The 15,723-nt window shown below is 65.4% G+C and carries 9 protein-coding genes; 5 read left to right on the top strand and 4 right to left on the bottom strand.

Annotated features, from left to right (window positions below; translation table 11 throughout):
* Positions 1–59: 59 nt before the first annotated feature.
* The 5 genes from IB274_RS05095 to IB274_RS05115 all read left to right on the top strand — a co-directional run bounded on the left by IB274_RS05095 (position 60) and on the right by IB274_RS05115 (position 8,384).
* The gene (locus IB274_RS05095) at positions 60–2,501 is read left to right on the top strand and encodes a type VI secretion system Vgr family protein (protein ID WP_192430971.1); all 2,442 of its coding nucleotides are present in this window, start codon (positions 60–62) and stop codon (positions 2,499–2,501) included.
* Positions 2,498–3,058 (top strand): DUF4123 domain-containing protein, encoded by a 561-nt coding sequence (locus tag IB274_RS05100; protein WP_192430972.1) that lies wholly within the window; start codon positions 2,498–2,500, stop codon positions 3,056–3,058. Before IB274_RS05095 ends, IB274_RS05100 begins: the two co-directional genes overlap by 4 nt.
* 5 nt (positions 3,059–3,063) lie before the next feature.
* Positions 3,064–5,766, top strand: coding sequence for a toxin VasX (locus tag IB274_RS05105; RefSeq protein ID WP_192430973.1), 2,703 nt, complete (start codon positions 3,064–3,066; stop codon positions 5,764–5,766).
* Positions 5,757–6,710, top strand: coding sequence for a hypothetical protein (locus IB274_RS05110; protein WP_192430974.1), 954 nt, complete (start codon positions 5,757–5,759; stop codon positions 6,708–6,710). Before IB274_RS05105 ends, IB274_RS05110 begins: the two co-directional genes overlap by 10 nt.
* A 228-nt stretch (positions 6,711–6,938) precedes the next feature.
* Positions 6,939–8,384, top strand: coding sequence for a SulP family inorganic anion transporter (locus IB274_RS05115; protein WP_192430975.1), 1,446 nt, complete (start codon positions 6,939–6,941; stop codon positions 8,382–8,384).
* Between the two features lie 106 nt (positions 8,385–8,490).
* Here the strand turns inward: IB274_RS05115 and IB274_RS05120 are convergent, their stop codons facing one another.
* The 4 genes from IB274_RS05120 to IB274_RS05135 all read right to left on the bottom strand — a co-directional run bounded on the left by IB274_RS05120 (position 8,491) and on the right by IB274_RS05135 (position 15,666).
* On the bottom strand, positions 8,491–8,697 hold the full coding sequence (locus IB274_RS05120; RefSeq protein ID WP_192430976.1) for a hypothetical protein: 207 nt from the start codon (positions 8,695–8,697) through the stop codon (positions 8,491–8,493).
* 68 nt (positions 8,698–8,765) lie between these two features.
* Positions 8,766–13,316: an autotransporter outer membrane beta-barrel domain-containing protein gene (locus tag IB274_RS05125; RefSeq protein WP_192430977.1), complete on the bottom strand. Its 4,551-nt coding sequence runs from the start codon at positions 13,314–13,316 to the stop codon at positions 8,766–8,768.
* 95 nt (positions 13,317–13,411) lie between these two features.
* Entirely contained in the window at positions 13,412–15,109 is a 1,698-nt protein-coding gene (locus IB274_RS05130) for a response regulator (protein ID WP_192430978.1), read from the bottom strand.
* Between the two features lie 56 nt (positions 15,110–15,165).
* Positions 15,166–15,666: a DUF2938 domain-containing protein gene (locus IB274_RS05135; protein WP_192430979.1), complete on the bottom strand. Its 501-nt coding sequence runs from the start codon at positions 15,664–15,666 to the stop codon at positions 15,166–15,168.
* Positions 15,667–15,723 lie beyond the last annotated feature (57 nt).

A 15,723-nucleotide genomic window follows, 5' to 3' on the forward strand; every position in this document is an offset into this window, starting at 1 on the left:
ACTGACAAGGCTGCCGCCTAACTGGTGGGATGACCGTTCCCCTGGAACGGACGTCCGCCATGCTCATCAACGCCGCCCACCACTTCTTCGATCACAGCCGTCATACCCTCAAGGTCAGGGACGTCGATGCGCCGCTCGATATCCTGGCCTTCAGCGGCGATGAAGCCCTCAGCCAGCCCTTCACCTACCGCATCGAATTCACCAGTACCCACCGCGATCTGCCTGCCGACACCTTCCTTTGCAAGGACGCCAGCTTCAGCCTGCGCGCGCCGCCCGAGCAATTGGGCATCCCCGGCTATACGCCGCCAATCGCTCCGCCCTTGCGCACGCTGTACGGCACGATCAGCCGCTTTTCCCTGCTGTCCATGTCAAGGGACGAATCCCGCTATGAGGTGACTTTCGTACCCCGCCTGACGCTGCTGGGCCTCGCCCGCCAGTACCGCATTTACCAGAACCAGAGCGTGCCGGAGATCGTCGAGCAGGTGCTGCGCCGTAACGACTTCGAAGGGCAGGATTTCCTCTTCGAACTGACCCGCGAGTATCCGCAACGCGAGCAGGTGATGCAGTACGGCGAGGATGATCTCGCCTTCATCCAGCGCCTGACGGCCGAAGTGGGCATCTGGTATCGCTTCTCGATGAACCCGGAGCTACGCATCGAGACGGTGGAGTTCCACGACGACCAGCGTCATTACCTGCCCGCGTCGCCCTTGCCATTGCGCCCGCTATCGTCGCTGGAATCCAGCGGCCGGGACGCCGTCTGGAGCCTGCAGAGCGGCCATGGACTGGTCATGCAACGAGTCAGCAATCGTGCCTACGACTACCGTGACGCTGGCGCTCAACTGGACGCCAGCGTCGACCTGCTCAAATCGCCGAAAACCACCTACGGCGAGGCCTACCTCTACGGCGAGCCGCATCAGACGCTGGGCGATGCCTACGCCCAGGATGAAGATCTGGAAAGCGAGAGCGGCTACTTCTACGCGCGCCTTGCCCACGAACGCTACCTCAATGCGCGCACGCGCCTGACCGGTTTCACCAGCAGTCCTACACTCCTTCCCGGACAGATAGTGAAACTCGACGGCGTAGGCAAACACTTCGCGCCGGGCGCGGTCATTATCCACATGCACAGCAGCGCCGCCCGCGACCGCAGCTTCGAGGTGCAGTTCGAGGCCATCCCCTACGACGAGCAGGTTTGCTTCCGCCCCGAAGTGCCGGCCAAACCGGTGATCGCCGGCACCCTTCCGGCCCGCGTCACCAGCCCCGAGCCGAACGACCTGTACGGTCACATCGACATGCAAGGCCGCTACAAGTGCCACTTCCTGTTCGACAGAGATACGTGGCCTGCCGGACGCGAATCACTCTGGCTCCGCCTGGCGCGCCCCTATAGTGGCGACACATATGGGATGCACTTCCCATTGGTCCAAGGCACCGAAGTGCGCATCGCCTTCGAAAACGGCGATCCCGACCGCCCCTACATCGCCCACGCCATCCACGACAGCCAGCACCCCGACCACGTCACCCTGAAGAACTACAAGCGCAACGTCCTGCGCACACCGGCTAACAACAAGCTGCGCATGGACGATTCGCGCGGAAAAGAGCACATCAAGCTGTCCACCGAACACAGTGGCAAGAGCCAGCTGAATCTCGGGCATCTGGTCGATGCGCAACGGCAGCAGCGCGGCGAAGGCTTCGAACTGCACACCGATGACTGGGGCGCAGTGCGCGCCGGCAAGGGCGTGTTCATCAGTGCCGACGTGCAGCCCGGCGCGCAGGGTCCGGTATTGGCCATGCAGGAAGCTATCGCCCGCCTGGAGCAGGCCGGCGACGAGATGCAGAAGCTCTCCAGCGATGCCGAGACCGTCAAGGTCGATCCGGCCAACGTGCTTGCGCAGATCGCGTTCATGAACGAACAACTCGACCAGATCGAAGGCGCCGTCGCCTTGCTTAGCGCTCCGCAAGGCATCGCCCTCACCAGCGGCAATCACCTGCAGCTGGCCGCACAACAGAACCTGATCGCCAACGCAGGTGGCGGCATGGACGTCAGCGTGGTCAAGCGCCTTACCGCCGCCGTCGGCCAGAACATCAGCGTCTTCGTGCGCAAACTGGGCATGAAGTTCTTCGCCAACCAGGGACCGGTCAGCATCCAGGCACAGAACGACCGCATGGAACTGCTAGCCCGCCAGGGGCTGGACATCGTCAGCACCGAAGACGAAGTCCATATCACCGCTAGAAAGAAGGTCACCTTTAACGCTGGCGGTACCTACATCACCCTCGACCCGCACCGCATCGAGCTGGGCACCAAGGGGGATTTCAACATCAAGGCGGCGCATTTCTCGCTGCTTGGGCCTGCGAAGTTGCCAGCGGAATTCGTCACTCTTCCAGCGCGTCAAGCCGATATGGCGCCCCCAGCCCTGCTCAAACAGGCCGATCTGTTCCGCAGTACACGCGCTGGTGTGTGTGAAGTCTGCGAGGCCGCGCGCAAGCGTCAGAAGGGTGACGCATGAATACTCTCCCGAACGAAAGCGGCTGCCTGCTCTTCGACGGAGCACGCTATCCAGATGTCTTTGCCTGGCTGAAGCGCCATTGGGCCATGCACAAGGCTTATCCGTTGTTCTACGAAACCAGCTATGACGCCATCGCCGACACGGGGCCCATTCTCCTGGCGGCGCCAGTGGGCGAAAGGGTGCACGAGGCCTGGAAACAGGGCAGCGATTTCCCCGATGCACTTTGGCTGGAAACCACTGCTGCCGTGGAAGACCTGTGGCAACACCTGCAGCGTCGTTTACGCGTGTCAGCACCGGATGGACGAGAGCTCTGGTTGCGCCTGGGTGATGCCTTGCCGCTGCGCCATGCCTGGCAGGCCGGAGCCCTATGGCCGGAAGGGTTCTGGCACCAGGTTTCCCGCGTATGGGCCCTGCATGAGCAGCAGCCCGTGTGCCTATGGCACAACCCAACTCCCGATCTGGATGCTGCCCCGAAGACAACGGGCCTGAGCGCCCAGATCACCCTCGATTGGCCATTGCTGCGTGCCCTGGGCGCCAACCCTGTTCTCCCGGAGTAAGCGCTGTGCACCAACAAGCACCAACTGACCTGAACGTAGCTGCCTGCCCCTTGCTGACCGCCATCCTGCCCCTGCGTTACGCCATCGGGCCGAGTGAGCAGCCCCTGGATGTCAGTGCCTACAACCTGCCGCAGCTGCAGGGCAGATTTCCAGACCTTGGCCCCCGCGTGAAGCCGCTCACGGAGGAGGGCCGCAACCTCAACTACACCGCACGCCTGCTGCGCGATGGCTGGCTTTACCTATGGCACAAGAACGCCCTGGCCGAATACCGCGTCGAACGTGCGCAACTGGGCCAGACCGACCGTGGTGGACGAGCCATCGACACCCGCACCAAGCCTTACCTGATCTGCTTCGCCGGGGAGCCCGCCAGCCTGGTCTGGTCGCCAGTCCAATGGAGTGACGCGCAGTTTCTCAGCGCGCGGGAAAGGCCCGAGGTGCGTCAGCGCATCATGCGTGACATCACGCCCGGCGCCGCGCCCTATGGCGGCCAGGTTGCCGGCTTCAAGGAGAACATCGCCGACTACCACGAGCCGGAGTACTACGACTGGACGGACCCAGAACACTACGTGCCCGACAGGCTCAAACTGCTCAGGAACATGCGTGAATGCGAGCAACAGGCCTACGTCATCATCGATGATCCCTGGGGAGTACAGCTCGACCTGGCCAAACTGATGCGCCTGAGCCAACAAGCCGCCCAGGATATCCGTCAGATTCGCGGAGAGGACTGGCACATCGCCGGACTGATCCGCTCCCTCGCCGAGCATGATCCGAAGACGGCCCGCGACCTGCCGGCGATGACCGACTATCCACGCCTGGAGCGTACCTGGGCCGAACAGCAACAGGCCGAGGAGCGCCACGAACAGGCCCTGCGCCAGCTTGGCCAGATCTGGGCAGACGGGTTCGCCACCCTTGCCGGGCAGGGCCCGCAGAGCCTCGATTCGGCCTGTGGGCACTTCGATATCACCCGGGAGGAGGCCCGCGAAGACCTGCAGGCCCACTTCGCCGCCGCGTGCCTTGGGCCGGCCTCCACCAGCCTGGGGCTCAAGGCCATCACCGAGGAACTGGGCCGCGAACATGGCGAGCACAAGCCCTGGCTGCTCTGGGCTGTGCTGGGGGTAACCCGACGCTTGGGCATTGGCGAGATCAACAACCTGTTGGGCCTGCTCGATGGCGGTATCGGTGACGGCCCCGAGTTGCTGGCGGCCTTGCAGCGCTGGGCTCTGGGCCTCAACCGTGCCGCCGACAATCTTTTGCCGCATAGCGGCGACAGGCTCGGCGCCGCCGGCCAGACGTTGTTCAATGCCCTGGCGACCGTCTTCGCTGCCGGCGCGCCGCGCGCCAGCCAGGCCGCCAGCGCGGAAAGCCGCGCCGCCCAGCGTTATTTCAGCGCCGCCCTGGCGCGTGGCGGCCAGCGCCTGGCCGTGGCCAGCGTCAGCGCCGAGCAATACGGCGAATGGCTCAGCCATACCCTGGGCACCCGCATGCCCGCCGCCAAGGCCCATGCGCCCGGCCGCATGGGCGTCACGCCACCTCGCCCCACGGGCTTGCCCTTTGTCTATCCCCTGGCAGCCAGCGCGGCGAAAAACCTGCCGCCTGTGCCCCCGCCATTGGGCGGCGGCCAACCGCTGAGCCGGCTGCTCAACCTCGACAATCTCAAGGCGGCGCAGTTGAAGATTGTGCTGGTGGGGGCGGCGGGGGTGAATTTTGCCGTATCTGGAATTCAGCTTTATAAAAAACGCGATATGAAAAGTGGAGTCGCTGCTGCGGGTGGCTTTACAGGTGTAGTCACTGCTACTTCCGCCGTGTTCCAGAAACTGGCGGAAAGTAGTTGGGAGCAGGCGGTAACAAGCAGCGGTGCGACGTCCAAGTCTGCCAAGGAAACGCTTGCCACCGCCCTAGGGGCTGGCGCGTTAACTGCTTTTCTACAAGCTGCCACTGCTGCCTTCGATGTACTGCTCTACGGTATGGATGCCCTGGAGGCCTACCTGGCCGGCGACTATGCCAGTGGCGGCATCCGGAGCGGACAGTCGGCGGCTTCGGGCTTGCTGGTGCGCAACAGCATGCAGCTGTACCGTGAATTGCGCGCCGCCCGGGCGGCGGTGCTGCTGGGTGAAGTACGAGCGTTGGAGGCCGGCCTGCGCGTCGCCCCGCACCTGGCCGCCAAGGGCCTGGCGCTGACCCTGATGGTAGTTGGCGGTGTGTTCCTCGACAGGTACGTGCAGCACACCCCGCTGGAAGCCTGGCTCAAGCAGAACCGCTTTGGCCGCAACCCGGCCGACTGGGCGGCGAACGGCCCGGCGACCCTGGACAGGCTCTACAGCATCCTGTTCCCGATCGGCCTCAGCCTGCACCGCCTCAATGAAACCCATCCCTACAGCGGAGACACCATTTCTTCCGTCTACCTGCTGCTGTACACCGGCGGCGCCTTCCTGCCCGACGACGCCCAAGTGGAATTTTCCGGAATGGAAGGCTGGGAATACCTGCCGGGCGTCGACTCGCAGTCCCGGCCGGTGATCTGGACGCTGCGCGACTTCGATGCCGTCATCAATAGCGAGCTGAACTGGAAGGCCTACAAACCGCTGTATCGGCGCGTCTACCACCCGGAGGGCAAACGCACCCTGGCGGCGCTCACGGGCGTATTGCACTACAGCCCGCAACCGGGCCTGGTACTGCCCCCGTTGGATGTGGAGGAACGTCTGTGGATCTGAATGCATTGATGCAGCAGGCCTTGCTGCGCCACGGCAATACTCCCGGCGTCATCCTCAAGGCCAATGAGCCCACCGGGCAGCAGCCGTGGGAAATGTTCGTTACCGAGGAACATACCGAGCACTACTTGGCACTGAAGGCGGGGGGGGAGACTTACCGAGGGATGCCTACGGGCGTGATGGGGTTTATCGCGCTGGGTATGTCGTTCTTTACAGTGCTATTCGCCTTGGATAGCGATTGGCAGAGCGCGGGGATGATGCTGACTTTTAGTCTGGCGCTGGTTGTCCCCGCCTTTCTCTGGGAAATCAGTCAACCGCTACCCTTGCCCATTCTGTTCAACCGCCGCACCCGCGAAATCTATTACGACCACGATGGCGAGCTGTACCACATGCCCTGGGACGAGGCACAGGCCGTGGCCTGTCAGTTCATGACCGTGGGGCCGCACAGTGGTGGCATGGATAACGCTACCCTGGAAACCGTGGTGCGGCGCTATGGCGATGCCGAGCAGGCGCTGTTCATATCCCTGGTTCCCCCCATGGGCCGGAGACTGGAAATGCAGCAGGGGCTGTGGGCCTGGTTGCAGGCGTATATGGACAACGGCCCTTGGTTTGATGAGAACGGCCAGCACAGCGAGTCAGATGCCCACGTCAAAGAAGCGGTGGAGATTGGGAAGTTCCGTCTGTCCGATAGCGCCGCACGTTATTGGCGGATTATCCGGGGCCAGGAATCCAATGGCATCAGTAAGAAGCCTCGCCTCACCGACTTCGTGATGCTTGTTTTATCCCTGATGCTGTTTCCGATTTTCAAGATTCAGGACCTTACCTATGCCGCCGCCAAACGCCGCTCCCGAGGCAACTGGCCGCCACTGGTCACGGAGCGCCTGCGCGCCGACGGCCCCACCACGCGGCTGATCGACCTGGAGCGCGAACAGGGGCTGAACGTCTGACCATGGCGGCACCCGCAGGGCGAATAACACGGTGCGCACCATTAGCTGTCATCCGCCTCAACGAGACCTGCCGATAAAATGCGCTCCGGGGCAACTGACTAAAAAGCGCGGCTCAGTGCCTGTATGCCGTGAGGGGAGCACAGTTGCCGTGCGGGAAGCGCGAGTGGCCGGGCAGGGCGGTTTTCCGTACCATGGCGGCCCCTTCGCAGTCCCCGTTCCGAGTAGAAAATGAAACCCGCCCGCCTGCGTGCCGATGTCCTGGCCGGACTCACCACGTCCTTCGCGCTGGTGCCCGAGTGCATCGCCTTCGCCCTGGTCGCCCACCTCAACCCGCTGATGGGCCTGTATGGCGCCTTTATCCTCTGCACCTTGACGGCGCTGTTCGGCGGCCGCCCCGGCATGGTCACCGGCGCCGCCGGCTCGATGGCGGTGGTGATAGTCGCGCTGGTGGTGCAACACGGCGTGCAGTACCTGCTGGCCACGGTGCTGCTGGGCGGGGTGGTGATGATGCTGTTCGGCCTGCTGCGCCTGGGCAAGCTGGTGCGCATGGTGCCGCACCCGGTGATGCTGGGCTTCGTCAACGGCCTGGCCATCGTCATCGCCCTGGCGCAGCTGGAGCACTTCAAGGACGGCGAGCATTGGCTCAGCGGTAACCCGCTGTACGTGATGCTGGCCCTGGTAGCGCTGACCATGGCGGTGGTCTATCTGCTGCCGAAGCTGACACGCGCGGTGCCGCCGGCGCTGGTGGCGATCCTCGGCGTCGGGCTGGCGGTCTACCTGCTCGGCCTGCCGACCCGCACCCTGGGCGACATGGCGCACATCGCCGGCGGCCTGCCGCAGTTCGCGTTGCCCGATATTCCGTGGAACCTGGAGACGCTGCGCATCATCGCGCCCTACGCCTTCCTCATGGCGATGGTCGGCATCCTGGAAACCCTGCTGACGCTGAACCTGACCGACGAAATCACCGAGACCCGCGGCTTCCCGGACCGCGAGTGTATGGCTCTGGGCGCGGCCAACATGGTCTCCGGTGCCTTCGGCGGCATGGGCGGTTGCGCGATGATCGGGCAGACGGTGATCAACCTCAGCTCCGGCGGCCGCGGCCGGCTTTCCGGCGTGGTGGCGGGGGTGATGATCCTGCTCTTCGTGCTGTTCCTCTCGCCGCTGATCGAGCGGATTCCGCTGGCGGCGCTGGTGGGCGTGATGTTCGTGGTGTCTCAGCAGACCTTCGCCTGGGCTTCGCTGCGAGTGTTGAACAAGGTGCCGTTGAGCGACGTGCTGGTGATCATCGCGGTGACTGCCATCACCGTCGCCACCGACCTGGCGACAGCGGTGTTCTGCGGGATCATCCTGGCGGCGCTGGACTTTGCCTGGAAGCACGCCCGCGAACTGTATGCGGACGTCCATGAAGACGCTGACGGCAGCAAGCTGTACCGCGTCCACGGCACGCTGTTCTTCGCGTCCACCACGCCTTTCCTGAACCAGTTCGACCCGGCAGGCGATCCGCAGATGGTTACCCTGGACTGCGCGCATCTGAGCTTTGTCGATTACTCGGCCATCGCCGCGCTGATGACCCTGCGCGAGCGCTACGCCAAGGCCGGCAAGCACCTGCGCGTGGTGCATCTGTCCGAGCGTTGCAAGCAACTGCTCAAGCGGGCGGGCGCGCAGCACGCCTGAGCGCAGGAGCTGTCTGGACATCTGTTCGCGAGCAAGCTCGCTCCTACAAAAGCCCCGCGTCAGCGAGGCTTTTTCATTTGTAGGAGCGGGCCTGCGTGGGTTGGGCTCAATGCCCCGGCGCAGCCATCTGCTGATACGCCCCTTCCAGCGCATCGGCATCGCGCAGCAGCTGGCGGGTGGCGCAACGCAGGCGGCGGTTGAGTTCGGCATTGGCGATGAAGGGTGCCAGTTCGCGCAGCAGCTCCGCGGCCACTTCGTTGTTGTAGGCGGTGGAGCGAACCGTGCGCAGGGCGAGAAAGTCAGGGTTTTGCATGACGATTTCCTGTACTGGGGAATGAGAAAGAAAGCGCAGCGCGGCTGCGCGGTCGAGGATTCAAAATTTCAGAATTTCACCTTGATACCGAGGATGCCCTCGTAGCTGCGGCCTTCGCCATCGAAGGATTTCTGATATCCGAGCGAACCGGTGACGCTGGTCCGATCATTGAGCTGGTAGTCCACGCCCAGGTTGAGCTCGCCCCAGCTGCCGTCCATCTCGGCGCCGAAGGGGATGTAGCCGTCCGCCGAGGAAAACTCGGTCTTGGCCTTGCCCTTGAACTCGTGCCAGACGCTCGGACGAACCCAGACGCTGGTGCGTTGCTGCTTGCCCTTGTCGTCCTCGCGGAACCAGTCCTTGTCGATGCGTACACCCAGGCGCCCGGTGAGGGAGTCCACGTCATCGAAGCGCACGTCGGCGGCGTCGTCATGGCTGTTATCGAGTTTGAGTTTGCTGACGATCAGTTGAGCCTGTGGTTCCACGTGCAGGGTCTTGTCCGAATCGAGCTTGAGTGGGTAGCCAGCTTCCAGGGAGGCGGTGACGCCATGGCCACGGGTCTTGAGCGAGTTGCTTTCGTTGCCGCTGGCCTTGAGGTCGAAGCGGTTTAGTTGCAGCACACCGTCCAGATACCAGCCCTTGGGCCCGAAGTGCGTCCAGTAACCGCCGATGCCGTAGGAGCGCAACGTATCGTCGCCGGCGTCCTGGCCGTTGCTGTGATCGACACTGCCGTTGATGCGCCCGGCCTGCAGAGACAGGCCAGCCTGATCGGTGCTGCCGTCGGTGTCTTCGTGGCGATAGAGGTCGGCGCCGACCTGGAAGGCCTGGATGCGGTAGTCGTAGTCCGCGCCGTTGCCCAGGCTGTCCTTGCCTTTCTGGTAGATCAGTCGGCCCCAGCCCAGTGACGGACCGTAGTCCTCGACCGCTTCAGCGGGCAGCGGCTCGTTGACGTTGCGGCGCTCCTCGCCGACGCGCTCGTGCAGAGTATCGACCAGCGCGCGGCTGTAGTTCAGCGCCATGGCGGGGAGGGCGCTGTAGAGCGAGGTCTCGGCGCGGTAGTTGGGCTTCTGCGGTACCGGGTCGGGTGTGCGCGGATCGACCGGCAGCGGGTCGGTCGGTTCGCCGGGGATGACCGGTTCCACGGGATCGACAGGGTCGACAGGGTCCACTGGCGGTGCGTCCTGGGTCGAGCGCAGGTACCACGCCTGGGCGTTGCTGTCGTCGAGGCTGGCGCGATGCAAGGTGTATTCATAGGGACCGGCCTTGACCCGGTTGAGCAGGCGGAAGGCGTCGGCCTCGGTGGTGCCGCCGTTGACCGCGTCGACCACCTTGATGCCGTTGCCTTCAGTGAGAGCGCCGGGGCCGCCGGCATTCTTGATGCGCAGGTTGCTCTCGCCGGTGGCCTGGCCGCCGTCGATCACCAACTGGTCGGAAGGCGAGTCGTCCTTGTACAGGTAGGTGTTCAGGGTCAGGGTGCCATTGGCGCCGTGGTAGTCGTTGGTGGTGAGTTTCTTGTAGCCGCCGTCTGCGCTGAAGTCGATCAGGCTGTCGGCGTTGGTCAGGCTGCTCAGGTTGGAGTCGCCGGTGAGCTGCCACAGGCTGGTGTCGCGCAGGATGACGTCGGAGTGACTGCCGGTGGCTGTTTGTGCCGAGCCGACGACGATCGAGCTGGACAGGTCGATGCGTGCATTGCCGGCGGCATCCTCGCTCTTGCCGACGCCTTGCCATTGGCCGGTGCCCATGTCGGGAATGGCGCTGCCGTCGCTGGCCACCGAGCTGTCCACGTGCAGCCATTGCCCGCTGCCGCCGGCCAGGGTGCGGGAGAGGGCGATGTCGGCCGAGCCGGCAGTCGCGATGGTGGCGCCATCGCGGTTGCTCAATGTGGCGCGATCCATCTGTACCTGGCCGGGCAACGCCTCGGTACCTTGGGCGTAGAGGGCGGCAGATTGTTGGCCGTGGGCGGCGACCACCACCGAGCTCGCGTCGACGTGGCCGCCTTGCTTGGCTACCACGCCGTGGCCGAGATCGCCGCGCGTGTCGACGCTGACGCCGTCAAGTTGCACCTCGGCCTTGTTGCTGGCCATGACGCCCAGCGCCTGGCTGCCGCTGGTGCTCACGGTACTGTTGGCGGCGTCGAGCAGAGCGCCGGATTCCGCGCGCAGACCGTGGGACTGGATGCCCTGGGTGGCGATGCTGCTGTTGCTCAGGTTCAGCGTGGCGGTTTCGTCCTTGTGCTGCCGGCTGACCAGTGCACCGCCCGCATGATCTCCGAGGGTCTGCACGGTGACGTGATCGGCGTTGAGGCTTACGGCTCCCGGTTTGGCTGAGCCGATCCCGGCGTACAGGCCGACCGAGTATTGGCCTTCGGTCTTCACGCTGAGGTTGCTCAGCTGCATGCTGCCGCCATCGTCCACCGCTGCGCCGTAGGCCTGCGAGCCCTGGGTCAGCACGCTGGTGCCGTCGGCCACCAGCAGGGCGCCGGGATTGCGTGCCGTCAGGGCGTGGGGGAAGGTCAGGTTGCTGGCGACCGGCGAGCCGTTGCCGGTGGTGGTCACCGAGCCGCCGTGGACGGTCACGGTGGCGCCCAGGTCGGCGATGATACCCATGGCGTTGTCGTTGCCGTGAGTGCTGACGGTGACGTCGCTGACGGTCAGGGTTGAGCCGGGGGCGACGAGGGAGGAACTGCCGGCCCCCAGCGCGGTGGAGTAATTGCCTGAGGTGGTGATGCTGCCCTGCTTAATCTCGACGTCGGCACCTTCGCGCACCTGGACACCGTAGCTGGTTTTGGGGGTGGTGGTGACGTCGCTCGCGGTCATCTTCAGGACGGAGCCGGCGCCTTCTACCATCACTCCGGGGGACCACGGGCCGGCAGCCCCTGGCTGGGCGTCCACCGAGATGCGGCTGTTGCTGACGGCTGCAATGCCGCCGCCGCTGATGTTCACGCCGATGGAGCGATTGCCGTCTACCTTGATGTCCGAGCGCGCGACAGTGCCCGTGGAGCCCGCGCCTTCGATGGAGACGCCATGGCCGTAGGTCAGCCCATGCACGTCCAGCACGGAGTTCTCCACCGTCACGCTGCCGCCTGCCATGGCCCGCGCGCCAGCGGCAGGGTTGGCAACACCGCCGGCCCCCTGCACCGTCGCACGGCTGTCCTTGAGCAGCACACTGCTGCCCGGTCCTTCGGCGCGCACGCCACCGACGTTGTTTCCGGAAACGGTGAGAACGCTGCTCGTCGCTTCGATCTGGCCGCCGCCCAGGGCATGCAAGGCCGCCGTTGTCGTGGTGGTCGTGGCGCCGCCGCTGGCCTGGATAGCGCTGCGGTCGAGCGTGATCCTGGCGCCGTCTTCGGCGCGCGCCGCGCTGGCGCTGCCGGCGCTGGTGCGCACCGTGGCTTGCTGCGCCTCGATGCTCGTACCGTTGCCGCTGGCGAGCAGACCATGGCTGAGGCTCAAGGGTTTTTCGCCATCCACCGGCGCCGCCGAGGACACTGCTGCGCCGCTGGTGCTGACGCTGGTGTCGCTATCGAGGTGCACCTGGGCTGCATTGCGCGCCCAGATGCCTACCGAGCCTTTGCCCGTGGTATCGAGCGAGCCTTCGTGGAAATCGATGCGGGTGCCTGCGCCGTCGGCCACCACGGCGTGGCCGTTGCCCCCGGAGGTGCTGATGGCACTGTGGCTCAGCTTGGCGCTGGAGTCGCCGTCCGCCCGCACGCCATACGCGGAGCCGCCGCTGGTGGTGATCGTGGCGCCCTGGGCGTCAAGATGGCTTCCCGCGCCCAGGGTCACGCCGTGGGCGCCGCCAGTGGTGGTGCTGCGTGCACCGGAGGTGGCGATGGCTACAGTGTCGAGCGTGGCGCGGGCGTTGTTGTCCAGCGAGAGGCCCCGGGCGCCCCAGGACTGGGTGGTGATCGAGCCGCCGGCCATCGCCAGCGATCCGCCATCGACCGCGATGCCGAGGTTGTTGTTGCCCTTGGCGCCGCCGCCCACCAGCACGTCGACGTTGCTCAACCGCGCATCGCCATTGGTGCCGACGCGCAGGCCGGTCAGGTTGCTGGCGGTAATGGCCGCACCCGTGGTGGTCTTCGGGTCGAGCAGGATGCTGCTGGAGGCGATCGACAGGGAGCTGTTGTCGCCGACCTGCGCACCGGCCTGACCCAGTGCGTTCGGGGCGGTGTTGGCGCTGCTCACGATGCTGCCGTTGCCGAACACCAGGCTGTCGCCGCCTTCGACCTTCAGACCTGTGGTGGACGCGGCGGCGAGCTTCACGGTGACATTGTCATGGGTGCCATCCACGATCCCGACGGCGCCGGCGGCAGCCACGTTCACCATGGATGGCAGAGCGCCGAGCAAGGCACGGCTGGCGAACACCGCCGGCGCCTCATGGGCTGCCTGCAGCGCCAGGTCCAGGTAGGAGGGGGCGGGCGGGTCGAACACCGCGCCGGCCTCGGAGGGCTGGTTGAGATCCTCGGTGTCGGCCTCGACGACACTGTCCTCGGCTTCGGCCTCGATCATCCGCAGGCTGAACAGGCTGGCCAGCACCAGGCTGATAGCCTGGGCCAGGCGTGAGCGGCGCAGGTGGGCGAGGGGCGTGGTGCACAAAGAGGTTTTTCTACGGCTTTTCATGATGCGGCTCCATAGCGAGAGGGCTATGGCGCAAGCATCGGATCAGGCCGCTGGGGTCCCCATCATGGGCGCCTGAAAGCGGTGTAGTGGGAGCACTAGAAGCGCGGGCTACCCTTGGGAAGCTTGAGCTGGATCAAGGCGGCGACCTGTGCCCGGGTCGGGCTGCCGACCTCCAGTTCGCCGCCCAGCAGGCGGCACAGCCGATGGGCGAGGTGAATGCGCGCCTGGCTGCCCAGGCCGCTGAGCTGGGCGCGGATATCGCCGGCGGCTGGAGCATGGAACGTTAGGCGCCATTCCACTTCGCCATGCAGCAGGGGAGCGCCGCTGGCCGTGAGCTCCAGCGGGTGGATCCCGGCCTTGTCGAAACAGCGCAGCAGGACGCTGATCAGGCGCTGGTAGCGATTGGGATCGATCCAGCCCCAGACATCCTCCGGGTTGGCCTCGAAGCGCAACTGCGGGTGGGTAATCCGCAGGGCCTGCTCGGTCAGGCGGTTGAGTTCCTCGGATTGCGGGATCGCCAGCACGGTGCCGCGTTCCAGCTGGATCAGTTCCTGAAGGATTTCGAGCTTGTCGCGCAAGGTTGCCAGGTGCGGGTGAGCGGCGGCCAGCGCGTCGTCCTCGGGGTGGCGGGTTTGCGCTTGGGCGAGCAGGTGGCCCAGGCTGTCGGTCTCCGCGAGCAGGTCCTGGCCTGAGCTCAGGAGAAATTCAGTGCGGCTGGCGTACAGCGATTCCAGGTACGCCTTGGACTCCTGCAGTCGCTCGACGTAGCGCTCGTTCTCGGTGATGTCCACGTAAGAGGCGAGGACACCGATCACCTCGCCGGACTCTTCCTTCAATGGCACGCCGATCAGTCGCACGGTGCGACTCTCGCCCAGCGCGCGCATGCCGACGATCAGCGAAAACGTTTTGCCGCCTGCGGCACCCTTGAGGAATTCCTGCTGCGCCTGGGGTATCTGCGCCGGCTCGACCTTGCCGAGCTCGAACACGCGTGCACCGAGTAGTTCGTCCGGGCGTTTCTGGTAGACCTCGGCAAAGCTCTGGTTGCAGGACAGCAGCGTACCTGCGGTGCTCCACAGGCTGACCGGGTTGGGCAGGACTTCCAGCAGTTGCCTGAGCTCGTCGGTGCTGCTGGGAGGGGGCGTGGATGCATGGGAAAGGTGGCCGATCACGCCGTCACTGAGCAGCCCGCGTACCTTGGCGGCGTCCACCAGGTCGATCAGCGAGTCGGTCTGGGTCTTCTCCAGCAGGCGGGTCTTGTAGGTACTGACCGTGCGATCGCTGATGGCCAGTGCCTCGGCGATGTCCTTGACCCGGTAGCCCTGGGCCAGGTACTGCAGCACGGTGAGCTCGCGTGGGGTGATGTGTTCGCCCAGGCTGTCCGATCCGGGCGCGCCGCCCAGGCCGTCCGGCAGGCGTGCGGGGAACACCTGGCGGCCGCCGAGCACCAGTCTTACAGCCTCATCCAGCTCCTCGGGGCGGTCGCTCTTGTGCACGAAGCCACGGGCTCCCGCGCGCAACGCCAGGCTCTGGTAGTGCGCGCCGGCCAGTTGCGTGAACACCAGTGATTTCTGCCTGGGCACTTCATGGTGCAGGCGTTGCAGCAGTTCCAGCCCGCTCAGGCGCGGCAGGTCGAGGTCGAGTAGCAGCAGGTCGGGATGCAGGCGGCGCACCAGTTCGTGTGCATGACGGCCGTCCATGGCTTCGCCGATGACCTCGTGCCCGGCGGCGTTCAGGCGCTGGCGCAGGGCGGCGCGAACGAAGGGTTGCGGGTCGGCGATGACGATGCGGCTCATCCTGGGCTTCCTGCGCGGATTGGTCGTGCAGCAAGGGTAGTCCAGCTTGCGCCTGATCAGACGAGGCAGACCAGCGGGCGCAGGGCGAGGGCACTCAGGTACAGCCCCAGGCCGAACACCGTGTGGGTGATCAGGCTGTGCAGGCGGGCCTTGGTCGGATTCGCAGTCTTACTGGCGGCGATGCCCAGGCCCAGCGCCGGTTGCATCAGCAAGAAGGGCATGGCCACGGTGACCACGCCGAAAAGCAGCGCCGGCAGCAGGGTCGGCCGGCACAGCCAGGCGCTGCCGGTCAGCGCGACCAGCACGACGGCGAAGACAATCCCGGTCAGGTAGTGGATGGCCCAGCCCAGCGGCCGTTCGCCGGTTACCGGTGAGGCTTTGCCGATGGCGGTGTGGCGGAACTGACCGCGCGGCATGTGGCCGATCCAGCGGCCGACCAGGGCGTAGTCCAGAGAGGGCACGCCGAGCACGCGCCGGCGCAGGACGGTCCAGCCGTCCATCAGCAGGGTGGCGCCAATGCCGATGGCGATAGTGGTGAGGAAGGTCGAGAGGGGCATGGCTGATTCCTTCGAGTGAGTCGATGGAACCAGCATCCCGGTTCAAGTGGACTTGAG

It is taken from the genome of Pseudomonas sp. PDM18, assembly GCF_014852585.1.
Classification (GTDB): Bacteria; Pseudomonadota; Gammaproteobacteria; order Pseudomonadales; family Pseudomonadaceae; genus Pseudomonas.